The following is a 12,489-nucleotide window of genomic DNA, read 5'->3' on the forward strand; positions in this document are numbered from 1 at the left end:
GGATGGGATGAATTTGTCACCTATAAATAATAAAAAGATGAATTTAAAAGAAAATTTAGATGTGCTTGTAGCTATAGGTGTAATAGGAATAGTTCTTATGATTATTATTCCATTGCCTAAGGGTGTATTAGATGTTTTATTAGCATTGAATATTACACTTTCAGTTGTAATAATGCTTATAACAATGTTTACAACAAATGTATTGCAATTATCAGTGTTCCCTACACTTTTACTTGTAACTACACTTTTTAGATTAGCACTTAACATATCCTCCACAAGATTAATACTAACAGAAGCAGATGCAGGGAGTATTATTACTGCATTTGGAGATTTTGTAGTAGGTGGAAACTATGTTGTTGGTATTATTATATTCATAATTATAGTTATTGTTAATTTCATTGTTATAACAAATGGTGCTGGGAGAGTAGCAGAAGTATCTGCAAGATTTACTCTTGATGCAATGCCAGGAAAGCAGATGTCAATAGATGCAGATTTGAATTCAGGGCTTATAGATGAAGCAATAGCAAAAATTAGAAGACAAGACTTGCAATCAGAAGCAGACTTTTATGGAGCGATGGATGGAGCATCTAAGTTCGTTAAGGGAGATGCCATTGCAGGTATAATAATAACTCTTATAAATATAGTTGGTGGAATTATAATTGGAGTTATGATGAAGAATATGAGTGCTGGTGATGCTGCAAGCAAATATATAATCTTAACGGTAGGAGATGGGTTAGTAGGACAAATACCAGCATTATTAATATCAACATCATCAGGTATTTTGGTAACTCGTTCAGGAAGCAGAGATAACTTTGGTAAAACATTTGCTAATCAGTTAACAGCTTTCCCAGTGGTAACAGGAATTGCAACAATATTAATGTTTTCTATTGGAATTATTCCAGGTATGCCAAAGCTTCCGTTCTTTTTAGCAGCAGCTGCTATGGGAGTGTTAACATATCTTCTTTATAAAGAAGAAAATAAAAAGCAGGAATTAGCAATTGCTATGGAAGAAGATGAAATTGTTGAGATGGAAAGAAAAGAGCCAGAGAATGTAATGAATCTTATATCCGTTGAGCCTATGGAAGTTGAAATTGGTTATGGATTAATTCCATTAGCAGATGAAACTACTGGAGGAGATTTGTTACAAAGAATTGCCTCTGTAAGAAGGCAGTGTGCAATTGAAATGGGGATAGTTGTACAACCTATAAGAATTAGAGATAACCTACAACTTAGAACCAATGAATATGTAATAAAGATAAGAGGAACAGTTATAGCTTCATCAGAACTTATGCCTAATATGTTATTATGTATGGACCCTACAGGTGACAATTCAGATATACCAGGAATTAAGACAATAGAACCTACATTTGGACTTCCAGCTGTATGGATTAATAAAGACCAAAGAGAGGAAGCAGAGATTAAAGGATTAACTGTAGTAGATCCAACAACAGTTATGGTTACACATTTAACTGAAACAATAAAAGCACATTCTTATGAATTGTTAGGAAGACAAGAGGTTAAGTTAATTGTTGACAACACAAGAGAAAAATACAGTGCTGTAGTTGATGAGTTAATACCAGATCTATTAACTATTGGAGAATTACAAAAAGTATTACAGAACTTATTAAGAGAGAAGGTTCCAATAAAGGATATGGTTACTATTATGGAATCTCTTGCTGATAATTCAAGAAATACAAAGGATATTGAATTATTAACTGAATATGTAAGATTCTCTCTTGCAAGAACTATATGTAATCAAATTATAAATGAAGATAGAGCAGTTACTGTTGTAACATTACATCCTCAGCTAGAAGAATTAGTAGCATCAAATATACAAAAATCAATTCAAGGAACATTCCCAACAATTGATCCCGATACTACAACAAGAATATTTAATAATATAAGAGATACTATAGAATCAGTATATTTCTATAATAACCAACCAGTAATTTTGGTATCACCAAATATAAGATGTGTATTTAGAAAATTAATAGAAATGGCATTTCCTCATATAATGGTTATTTCTTTAAATGAAATTCCAAATGATGTTGAAATTCGTACTGAAGGAGTTGTAACACTGTAGATGATAATAAAAAAGTATTTAGTCAGTAATATGAATGAGGCTCTTACAAGAATAAGGTATGAACTGGGAAAGGATGCTATAATAGTAAGCCAAAGAAAAGTAAGAAAACCAGGATTTAAGGGACTTTTTTCTGAAAAGCAGATTGAAGTAACTGCTGCTGTAGAGAACTCAAGTAAGGGAACTGAGGAAAATTTTCAAAGTTCAATAAATGATATAAGAAAGATAATGGAACAAGAAATTGAAAATAAGCAAAGTGAAGTTTCAAAGCCTAGTATTTCAACTAAAGAGGAGAAGGAAGAAAAACTAGAAGCGGAAGTAAAAGAGATGAAGGAACTTCTAAATAAGGTAATAAAAAATACAACTAAGGAAGAAGAAAGGGATCCTATTAAGGAAGTACTAGAAAAAATAGATATAGACTTAGAGTTTTATAATGAGCTAAAAGATAGGATAGATATTGAGCACATAGAGAATTCCTTAAAAGAAGTTATTAATGCAGACATTGAAATATCAGAAGAGAATTTAAAAGGAAGAATAGTTTTAGTAGGACCTACTGGAGTAGGAAAGACAACAACTATAGCTAAGCTTGCAGGAAAGTTATCTTTGATAGAAAAAAAGAAAGTAGGATTAATAACAGTAGATACATATAGAATTGGAGCTGTTGAACAATTAAAGACATATGCAGAAATAATGAATATTCCATTTAAGGTTGTAGTTACAATTAAAGAGATGGAAGAGGCTATAGAGGCTTTAAAGGGAATGGATGTTATTTTAATAGATACTACCGGAAGAAGTAGTAAAAATACAATGCAAATTTCTGAATTAAGAGCATTTACAGAAAAAGCTAAGCCTGACAGTGTGAGCATGGTCATAAGTGCAACAACTAAGAATCGAGATGTAGAGACTATATTACAAGGATATAAGTATTTAAATTATGACAATATTATAATAACTAAATTAGATGAAACAACTACTTATGGAGCTATTTATAACATAAGTAAAAGGTCACAAAAGCCTATAAGATATATTGCAACAGGACAAAATGTTCCTGATGATATAAAAAATCCATCAAAGGATGATTTAATGAAGTTTATATTCGGGGAGGAATCCTTATGCTAGATCAAGCGGAAAACTTAAGAAGATTAGCTAATAAGGATAACTCAAAGAAAAAGGCAAAAATAATTACTATAACATCGGGTAAAGGTGGAGTAGGTAAAAGTAATTTTGTTGTTAATATGGGAATAACTCTTCATAAAAAAGGGAAAAAAGTATTGATTTTTGATGCAGATATAGGGATGGGAAATGATGATGTTTTAATGGGAGCACTGCCTAGTTATAATGTTTTTGATCTTCTAGAGGGGAAGGATATAAATGAAGTAGTTGTAGAAGGACCCTATGGAATTAATTTATTACCAGGAGGCTCTGGAATAAACTATATTGAAAACTTAGAAGAAGAGGAGAGGTTAGCCTTTATAGAAAAGTTAACTAGCCTAGATAAATATGATTATATATTCATTGATACTGGTGCAGGAATTAATAAAAATGTACTTGCATTTATAGCTTGTTCAGAAGAAACAATAGTAATAACTACACCAGAACCAACATCTTTAACTGATGCTTATAGCTTAATAAAGGCTACAGATCATTTTAAATTAACAAATACCGCAAATGTAATAGTTAATAGAGCTTTTTCAATTAAAGATGGAGAAGAAACTTATAATAAGCTAAAAAGAGCTGTAGAGAAGTTTTTAACTATAAAAGTTAATTATTTAGGATCTATATCAGAGGATAGAAAATTAGTTGAAGGGGTAAGGGCACAAGTCCCCTTTACAATATTACATCCAAAATGCGATGCATCTAAATCAATAGAAAGAATATCAAATAAGTTAATAGGAAATGCGAGTGTAGAAAATATGGGAGCGGAAGGGTTGTTTAAAAAACTGTTCAGTTTATTTTCTTAGAGGGGGAGTAAGGAAATGAAAAAATTTAAACTTGAGATTAATGGAAACATTCAAATTTTAGAGGGAGAGGTATTTTATAAAAGTAACCTACAGGATGTAACAGAAAGTTATATTTTAATAGATATTCCTGTTAATAATGGTATTTATCTTACTATGAATGATAATGATGAAATAGAGGCGGAACATTATGTAGATGGTGGTAGTTATTATAAGTTTAATTGTAGAGTACTTGGAAGAACTAGGGAGGGAAAATTAAATTTATATAAGTTGTCAAAACCATACAACATAAGTAAAATACAAAGAAGAAATTATGTAAGAGTTGATATGGTAGAGTATGCTTTCTATAAGCTGCAAAATGATAATGGAGAAGAAGTATGGAAAAAGGGAATTATTCTTGACCTAAGTGGTGGAGGCATGAAGATAAAGATAGAAGAAAAATTATCTTTAAGAGATAGAGTAACAGTAAATATTTTTATAGCTGAAAATGAAAAGGTACAAATAGTTGGAGAAGTTGTAAGAGTTGAAAAGAGTAATACAGGCGAATATATATGTGGATTAAAGTTTAAGGAAATATCAGAAAGAACAAGAGATAAAATTATTCAAAAAGTATTTGAACAAATGAGAAAACAAAGGGGACTTGTATAAAAGGAGGAGTATTTATGACCACCTTAAATCTATTAGAGGGAAAAGAACAAATTATTGAGGAATGTATACCATTAGTTAAATACATAGCTTCACGTATTAGCTTAGGAAAAAATAAAAATATGGAATACGAAGATTTAGTAGGATATGGAATGATTGGATTAATAGATGCTATTTCTAAATATGATGAAACTAAAGGCATGAAGTTTTCATCATATGCATCTATAAGAATAAGAGGAGCAATAATTGATGAAATAAGAAAGAACAGACCTATATCTAAAGGAGCTATGGATAAGTTAAATAGATATAATGAAGCAGTAGAAACTCTACAAAAAACACTTTGTAGAGAACCGTCAATTGATGAAATTGCAAAACATATGAACTTATCAATATGTGAAGTTGGAGAAATAGAAAATTATATTAACTATATATCAGTTGTTTCGTTAGAAGATATAGTATATTCCGATGATGAAGATATGACTATTATGGGAATTATTGAAGATAAAAATAGTCCAAGCCCTGAACAAAGTTATGAAGAGAAGGAACAGATAGAGATATTAGCTAAAGCAATAGAATCTCTTAATGAAAAAGATAGAACTGTTTTAAATTTATATTACTATGAAAAGCTGACATTAAAAGAAATTGGAGCTGTTTTAGGGGTTTCTGAATCAAGAGTGTGTCAACTACATAGTAGAGCTATAAGAAACTTAAGGGAAAAGATGAAAAAAATTAATTATTTGTAATGAGGGTGTGGAAATATGCCATTTATATTGATAGTTATAGGAGTTATTTTGGTGGTTTTAAACTATAAAGCTCTAAAAAAGGATGAAAGTTCCTTTAGTGATGTGTTAAAATACAAACAGAAAGATATGACAGAAGTAGAAGTAGAGATAGGAGCTATAAGAAGAGATATAGCTGAAAGCTTAACAGAACTTCAAAAAGAAATTTTAGAGATTAAACAACATATTAATTTCAATAATAATGTAGAAGATATTAAAGAAAACTTAGAAACAGACGAAGAATTAATTAGTAATAATTTAACTTCTATAGATGAAGAAGTGGATGTAATAAATGAAATAGATAATAAGAATAAAACAGAGGTCATAAGAGAATTAATTAGTTTAGGACTTAATGATGATGAGATTTGTGAAAAACTTTCTTTAGGTAAGGGGGAAGTATTATTAGTAAGGAATTTATACAAAAAATAAAGGAAGTATTTAACTTCCTATGTGATAAAAAGATCCTTATAGGAATTGGAATAGGCCTAATATTAGGTACAAGCCTTATGTTTACATATAAATATAGTAATTCAATGACTGATGCTAAGATAGAAGAAAAAGCTAGAGGTCTAGGTATGCACACTAAGGATGAGTGTAAGGTGTTTTTTAAAGGGGATGAGAAAAATGATTAGAAGTTTATATACAGCTGTTTCAGGAATGATATCATTAGAGAGCAGGCAAAGTACAATAACTAACAATATGTCTAATGCCAATACAATAGGTTATAAATCTGAAAACCTAGCTATAAAAAGCTTCGATGAAGTATACATACAAAATAAAGATAAGATTGCTGCAGGTAAAAATGTTCCTCAAAGATTAGGGGCATTAAGTTTAGGAGCAGAAATAGATACTGTAGAAACTGCATTTACTCAAGGTGCGCTTAAAGATACTGGAAAGGTTACTGATTTTGCAATAAGTGGAAGAGGATTTTTTACAGTTCAAAGAGGTAATGAAAGACTTTATACTAGAGATGGTAACTTTCTAATTGGAAATGATGGTTTTTTAACAACTACTACAGGTGATAAGGTCTTAGGAGTAAATAAGTATACAGGAAATATGGAACCTATATATGTTGGAAATGATAATTTTTCTATTGATAGAAATAATAATATTTCAGTAGGTGGAGTTGCTACTCATTCATTAGCACTAGCTGATTTTCAGGATTATGGAAATTTGGAAAAGATGGGAGATAATTACTTCAGAGGAGAAAATCCAATGTATAATACAGTAGTTACTGTAAGCCAAGGATTTGTTGAAGCATCTAATGTTAATATTACAAATGAAATGGTAAATATAATTACAAATCAAAGAAGTTTTGAAACAAATCAGAAATTTGTATCAATGCTAGATGAAACTTTAAATAAAGCAGCAAATGATATTGGAAGAGTATAGGAGGACTAGGAAATGCTTAGAACAATTTGGACAAGTAAAACAGGATTAAATGCTCAACAAGTTAAATTAGATACAATAAGTAATAACCTAGCTAACTCTGGGACAATGGGATATAAGAGAGTAGATGTAGGCTTTAAGGATTTACTTAATGAATCTTTAGACAGAAAAGGATATCCGGTAAATGATAAGGATGCATCTATGGGAACAGGAGTAAGAACTACAGAGTGGTATAGAGATAATACTCAAGGATTCTTAACAGATACAGGACTTCCAACAGATCTAAGTATAGATGGAGAAGGATACTTTAGATTAGTTCAACCAGATGGATCATATGTTTATACTAGGGATGGTGCATTCCAAGTTGATAGTATGGGAAGACTTGTTGATACTAGAGGAAATAAAGTTTATATAGAATACATAAATGGTAGAAACGAACAAAACACTGCATTAAACGCAAGAAATCTTTTAATTGATACAAAAGGTGGAGTATATAATAAAGAAGGAGATACCTTTATTAAGATTGGAAATATTCCTTTATATACAGCAGTAGGAACAAATGCTTTTCAATCAGTAGGTGATAATTTATTCCTTCCAGTAGGAGATGCTAATGTTCAAGTATCAACTAATGCAGAAATGTATCAAGGATTTTTGGAAGGTTCTAATGTAGATGTTGCTACAGAATTTACAGATATGATTGTTACTCAAAGAGCATTTCAATTAAGCACTAAAGCAATGGAAAGTGCTGATGAGATGTGGGGAATGATTAATAATATGAGAAGATAAGATTGAAACTTTAGCTATGCTAAAGTTTCTTTTTAATTACTTTAGTACGAGAGGGATGGATATTTGTTTCCATGTGACATGGAGCTTGTGATGGAACAAACAAGATAAATTATCCACACCACCTTTTTGTTCAAAATAATTAGGATAACTTGTGCCAAAAAAGAAATGTTTAAATATTGTTTTAAATATATAAATATATGAATATATAGTAAAAATGCGGGCTTGGATAGATTTTAAAAGATAAAAAAACTGCCATAAGGCAGTTTTTTACATTGTAGATATTACGTTTGTTAATGGTGGTATAACTTGCTTCTTTCTTGAAAGAACTCCAGGTAAGAAAGCAGTTGATGCTTCTAAAGTAACACTGAAAGTCTTTTCAACTATTTCAGGCATTCTTCCAGCTACTAAAATTTGAGAACCTTCATTTAGTATGTCAGTTAGAAGAAGCATTACCATGCTGAAGGAATTTTCTTCAGCTTTTCTTTCCATATACTTTAGCATATCTTCTTTTAAAGGCATAAATCCTTCGATATCCATAGTGTTAACTTGAGCAACACCTATTTTTACTTCACCAATTGTAAATGGCTTGAAGTCTTGATTGAAGATTTGTTCAACTGTCTTTCCTTGTAATGAAGTACCAGCTTTGAACATTTCTTTAGCAAAAGCTTCAACATCATTTACTCCAGCAATTTCAGCTAATCTCTTGCAGATGTGCTTATCTTGTTCAGTACAAGTTGGACTTCTGAATAATAATGTATCAGAAATTAAAGCACCCATTAATAGACCAGCAGCCTTCTTAGAAGGTCTTATACCATTTTCAAAGAAGCACTTAGCAACTATACTTGAAGTACTTCCAAGAGGTTCGTTTCTGAAGTAAATTGGGTTGTTTGTTTGAATATCAGCAACTCTGTGGTGGTCGATGATTTCTAAGATTTCAGCTTCATCTAATCCATCTACAGATTGACCTCTTTCATTATGGTCAACTTGAATTACTTTCTTCTTATGGTTAGAAATTAAATGATATCTAGAAATTAAACCTACTACCTTACCATCTGAATCAGTAACAGGATAGCTTCTATATCTAGTTTCACTCATTTCCTTCTTAATATCTTCAACTAAGTCATCAGTTGAGAAAGATACTATGTTTTCTGTAGCCATAACATATCCTACAGGTATACTTTGAACTATTAATCTTGAAGCTGTGAATGAATCATGAGGAGTGCTTATGATACATACTCCATTCTTCTTAGCTTTTTCAAGTAATTCATCAGATACATTATGAGAACCTGTTATTATAACTAAAGAAACCTTAAGATCAATTAAAGCTTCTTGAACTTCAGGTCTATCACCAACTATAGCAATATCACCTTCTTCAATTAATCCCTTCATGCTTTCTGGTTGCATAGCAGCAACACAAATCTTTCCAGGGAATTTTGGGTTATTACCATGGATGTATAATTCCTTTGCAGATAAAGTATCAACTATATTATCTATAGAAGTATTACTCTTATCTAGGATAACATTATCCCATATATCCATATATGAAGAAGTTAAGTTAGATACAGATAGCATACCTAATAAATGATCATTTGAATCAGCTACAGGAAGAGATTGAATGTTCTTATCTCTCATAATGTTCCAAGCCATCTTTAATGATATCTCAGGTGTAACAGGGTTGATATTATCTATCTTTAAATCTTCAACTTTTAACTTTACAGTTTCTAAATATTCAGGAGCTTCTGCACCAAAGTAATCTAAGATGAACTGAGTTTCTCTGCTAACATTACCTAATCTAACAGGTATAGCAGGAATTTCTCCAGTTTTGTTCTTAAATTCAGCATATGCGTAAGCTGCACAAATTGAATCTGAATCTGGATTTTTATGTCCAGTTACATAAACTACGTTTCTCAAAACTATTCCTCCTTTGACTTAAAATTTTACTATTATATTTTAAAGCTAAACACGAAAAAAGTAAAGAAAAGAAGAAAATAGAGAAGTATAGCAGAAAACATATTTATTAATGAAGTATTTCACAATATAAAAAATATATTGAATCTAAGATATGTGACCTTAAGCAGGTATTCACTATTTAGATAGTATAAGAGAACATTCAATTAATATGATAGTTCTTTTATTAAAAGAAAGTTCATAACAACCTTTAACTTTATTATGTTTTCTTGTGTTCTAACTTCAGTAAAGCAAAATATATATAATATAGAGTTTTGTTTAAGGAGGAAAAAGGGTGATACAGGAAAAGACAATAGTTCCGGGGTTAACAACACGAGAAGCAGAGAAGAGAATGAAAAACTTTGGATTAAATGAAATACAGCATAAAAAGAAAGCTTCACCAATAATGATTTTTTTATCTCAATTTAACGATTTTATGGTATGGGTATTATTAGGTGCCACCATTATTTCAGGTATTATGGGAGATACAGCAGATGCTATTACAATTATAATAATCGTTATAGTAAATGCAATTTTAGGATTTGTACAGGAATTTAGAACTGAAAAGTCTTTAGAAGCTTTGAAGAATCTAGCAGCACCAACTTGTAAGGTGTTTAGAGATGGAGGATTAAAGGTAATTAATTCTGCCTATCTAACAATAGGGGATGTTGTTGTACTTGAAGCTGGAGATAGAATTCCAGCAGATGGAGAATTCCTTGAAGGATCATCAATAATGGTAGATGAATCATTATTAACAGGGGAATCAGTTGGAGTTTCTAAGGATACAAATAAGAAAGAAAAGCGCAGTGGATATATGGGAACAACAATGCTAAAGGGAAAAGGATTATTTACAGTAACTAGTATTGGAATGGACACTGAAATGGGTAAGATAGCAAATCTTTTAGATAATATAAAAGAAGAAAAATCTCCTTTAAAAGAACGATTAGAATCATTAGGAAAAATATTAGTTGTTTTATGTCTTGTAATTTGTGCAGTTGTTACTATCTTAGGAATTATTAGAGGAAATGATATAACAGAGATGTTCTTACTTGGAGTAAGTTTAGCTGTAGCAGCAATTCCAGAGGGATTAGCAGCTATAGTAACAGTTTCATTAGCACTTGGAGTTTCTAGAATGCTTAAGAGAAATGCATTAGTTAGAAAGCTTCCAGCTGTAGAAACATTAGGATGTACATCTGTTATTTGCTCTGATAAGACAGGTACCTTAACACAAAATAAAATGACTGTTAAGGAAGTATACCTAAATGGAAAGATATGTGAACTTGATAAGGAAAAGCTTACAGATTATACAATGTTAATGAAGTCACTAGTATTATGTAATGATTGTAATTATGATTTTAATGTTAAAAATATAGATAAAGCATTACATGGTGATCCAACAGAAACAGCATTAGTAAAACTATTCTTTAAGGATACAAATCTTCTTAAAGCTTTTGTTGAAAAATCTGAGCGTGTATATGATATACCTTTTGATTCAACAAGAAAGATGATGTCTGTTATTATGAGGGAAAATGGAAAAGAATGTTGCTATGTTAAGGGGGCTCCTGAAAGGGTTATAGAAAAATGTTCTTATATATTAGAAAATAATAAGATTAAGCCTCTAACATATCAAAAGAAGAAGCAAGTAGCTTCATTTATTGAGGCAATGTCTTCTAGAGCATTAAGATGTATTGCAGGTGCATATAAGGATGAAAATTTAACTAGGAGTGAAAAATTAGAAGATGGATTGATATTCATAGGTGTTGCAGGTAGCATAGATCCACCAAGAGCTGAGGCTAGAGATGCTGTTCTTAGATGTAAGCTTGCAGGTATTAAGCCAGTTATGATTACTGGTGATCATAAAAATACTGCTCTTGCAATAGCAAAATCTTTAAACATATGTAATAACGATGACCAAGTTGTAACTGGTGAAGATATAGAAAGCATGACAGATGATGAACTAAAGAAGAAAGTTGAAAAGATAAGGGTTTTTGCTAGGGTATCACCTGATCATAAGCTTAGAATTGTTAGGGCATTTAAAAGAAATAATAATGTTGTAGCAATGACTGGTGATGGTGTTAATGATGCTCCAGCTATTAAGGAAGCTGATATTGGAATATCCATGGGAATTTCAGGAACAGATGTAACTAAGGAAGCATCATCTATGATACTTATGGATGATAATTTTGCAACTATTGTATCAGCAGTAGAAGAGGGAAGAGTTATATATGATAATATCAGAAAGTTCATAAGGTACTTATTATCATGTAACTTAGGTGAAGTATTAACAATGTTCTTAGCATCTTTACTTACATTACCTAATCCTCTTTCACCAATTCAGATTTTATTTGTAAACTTAGCAACTGATGGTTTGCCTGCTATAGCTTTAGGGGTAGATCCTGCAGATAAGGATATAATGAGGCAAGCTCCTAGAGATAGGAAAGAAGGAATATTTGCTAGAGGGTTAACTGAGAAGATTTTAGTTCGTGGTTCATTAATTGGTATTTGTACTTTATTATCTTTCATGGTTGGAAGATATTACGGAATGAATTTAGAGACTTGTAGAACTTTAACATTGGCTACATTAGTAATGTCACAATTGTTCCACGTGTTTGAATGTAGGTCAGAAAGACATTCCATTTTTGAAATAAAGTTATTCACTAACTTATATTTAGTTGGTGCAGTATCTTTTTCTATAATAATGTTAGCGGCAATATTATATATACCTTTCTTACAAGGCATATTCCATACAGTACCTTTAATGATTAATCAATGGATGATTGTATTATTCTTCTCTGGAATAATAGCATTTATAAATAGTATTTATTTGTTTATAAAAACAAAATAATTGTAAGGAATAGAATGAGAAAAAGCAAATCTTATTTTTAAGATCTGCTTTTTCTATTTA

Annotated in this window: 11 protein-coding genes; 10 read left to right on the forward strand and 1 reads right to left on the reverse strand. The window is 30.8% G+C overall.

Features of this window, described 5'->3' with window-relative positions; all coding sequences use genetic code 11:
• Nucleotides 1–37: 37 nt before the first annotated feature.
• The 9 genes from flhA to G594_RS0116365 all read left to right on the forward strand — a co-directional run bounded on the left by flhA (nucleotide 38) and on the right by G594_RS0116365 (nucleotide 7,637).
• Nucleotides 38–2,083, forward strand: coding sequence for a flagellar biosynthesis protein FlhA (flhA, locus tag G594_RS0116325; protein ID WP_243252843.1), 2,046 nt, complete (start codon nucleotides 38–40; stop codon nucleotides 2,081–2,083).
• Nucleotides 2,084–3,199, forward strand: a complete 1,116-nt coding sequence (gene flhF, locus G594_RS0116330; RefSeq protein ID WP_027099523.1) for a flagellar biosynthesis GTPase FlhF — start codon at nucleotides 2,084–2,086, stop codon at nucleotides 3,197–3,199. It abuts the gene before it with no gap.
• On the forward strand, nucleotides 3,193–4,041 hold the full coding sequence (locus G594_RS0116335) for a MinD/ParA family protein (RefSeq protein WP_027099524.1): 849 nt from the start codon (nucleotides 3,193–3,195) through the stop codon (nucleotides 4,039–4,041). The genes flhF and G594_RS0116335 overlap by 7 nt, the downstream gene beginning before the upstream one ends.
• A 15-nt stretch (nucleotides 4,042–4,056) precedes the next feature.
• Complete coding sequence (locus G594_RS0116340; RefSeq protein ID WP_027099525.1) at nucleotides 4,057–4,686, forward strand: flagellar brake protein; 630 nt, start codon at nucleotides 4,057–4,059, stop codon at nucleotides 4,684–4,686.
• Nucleotides 4,687–4,700: 14 nt separating this feature from the next.
• Entirely contained in the window at nucleotides 4,701–5,426 is a 726-nt protein-coding gene (locus tag G594_RS0116345; RefSeq protein ID WP_027099526.1) for a FliA/WhiG family RNA polymerase sigma factor, read from the forward strand.
• Nucleotides 5,427–5,441: 15 nt separating this feature from the next.
• Complete coding sequence (locus G594_RS0116350; protein WP_027099527.1) at nucleotides 5,442–5,891, forward strand: hypothetical protein; 450 nt, start codon at nucleotides 5,442–5,444, stop codon at nucleotides 5,889–5,891.
• Nucleotides 5,892–5,968: 77 nt separating this feature from the next.
• Entirely contained in the window at nucleotides 5,969–6,094 is a 126-nt protein-coding gene (locus G594_RS20665; RefSeq protein WP_271815177.1) for a hypothetical protein, read from the forward strand.
• Entirely contained in the window at nucleotides 6,087–6,854 is a 768-nt protein-coding gene (locus G594_RS0116360; protein WP_027099528.1) for a flagellar hook-basal body complex protein, read from the forward strand. Before G594_RS20665 ends, G594_RS0116360 begins: the two co-directional genes overlap by 8 nt.
• A gap of 12 nt (nucleotides 6,855–6,866) precedes the next feature.
• Nucleotides 6,867–7,637: a flagellar hook-basal body complex protein gene (locus G594_RS0116365; RefSeq protein WP_027099529.1), complete on the forward strand. Its 771-nt coding sequence runs from the start codon at nucleotides 6,867–6,869 to the stop codon at nucleotides 7,635–7,637.
• A 267-nt stretch (nucleotides 7,638–7,904) separates the two neighbouring features.
• Here G594_RS0116365 and G594_RS0116370 read toward each other — a convergent pair whose 3' ends face one another.
• On the reverse strand, nucleotides 7,905–9,548 hold the full coding sequence (locus G594_RS0116370; RefSeq protein WP_027099530.1) for a putative manganese-dependent inorganic diphosphatase: 1,644 nt from the start codon (nucleotides 9,546–9,548) through the stop codon (nucleotides 7,905–7,907).
• Between the two features lie 331 nt (nucleotides 9,549–9,879).
• Between G594_RS0116370 and G594_RS0116375 the strand changes: the two genes are divergently transcribed.
• The gene (locus G594_RS0116375) at nucleotides 9,880–12,429 is read left to right on the forward strand and encodes a calcium-translocating P-type ATPase, PMCA-type (protein WP_027099531.1); all 2,550 of its coding nucleotides are present in this window, start codon (nucleotides 9,880–9,882) and stop codon (nucleotides 12,427–12,429) included.
• Nucleotides 12,430–12,489 lie beyond the last annotated feature (60 nt).

This window comes from Clostridium paraputrificum AGR2156 (genome assembly GCF_000424025.1).
Taxonomy (GTDB): domain Bacteria; phylum Bacillota; class Clostridia; order Clostridiales; family Clostridiaceae; genus Clostridium; species Clostridium paraputrificum.

Bases quoted from the DNA above. Each gene is read 5' to 3' on its own strand.
- G594_RS0116365 (WP_027099529.1), top strand. From the start codon at position 6,867: ATGCTTAGAACAATTTGGACAAGTAAAACAGGATTAAATGCTCAACAA.
- G594_RS20665 (WP_271815177.1), top strand. From the start codon at position 5,969: ATGTTTACATATAAATATAGTAATTCAATGACTGATGCTAAGATAGAA.
- G594_RS0116360 (WP_027099528.1), top strand. From the start codon at position 6,087: ATGATTAGAAGTTTATATACAGCTGTTTCAGGAATGATATCATTAGAG.
- G594_RS0116350 (WP_027099527.1), top strand. From the start codon at position 5,442: ATGCCATTTATATTGATAGTTATAGGAGTTATTTTGGTGGTTTTAAAC.
- G594_RS0116345 (WP_027099526.1), top strand. From the start codon at position 4,701: ATGACCACCTTAAATCTATTAGAGGGAAAAGAACAAATTATTGAGGAA.
- flhA (WP_243252843.1), top strand. From the start codon at position 38: ATGAATTTAAAAGAAAATTTAGATGTGCTTGTAGCTATAGGTGTAATA.
- G594_RS0116340 (WP_027099525.1), top strand. From the start codon at position 4,057: ATGAAAAAATTTAAACTTGAGATTAATGGAAACATTCAAATTTTAGAG.
- G594_RS0116335 (WP_027099524.1), top strand. From the start codon at position 3,193: ATGCTAGATCAAGCGGAAAACTTAAGAAGATTAGCTAATAAGGATAAC.
- flhF (WP_027099523.1), top strand. From the start codon at position 2,084: ATGATAATAAAAAAGTATTTAGTCAGTAATATGAATGAGGCTCTTACA.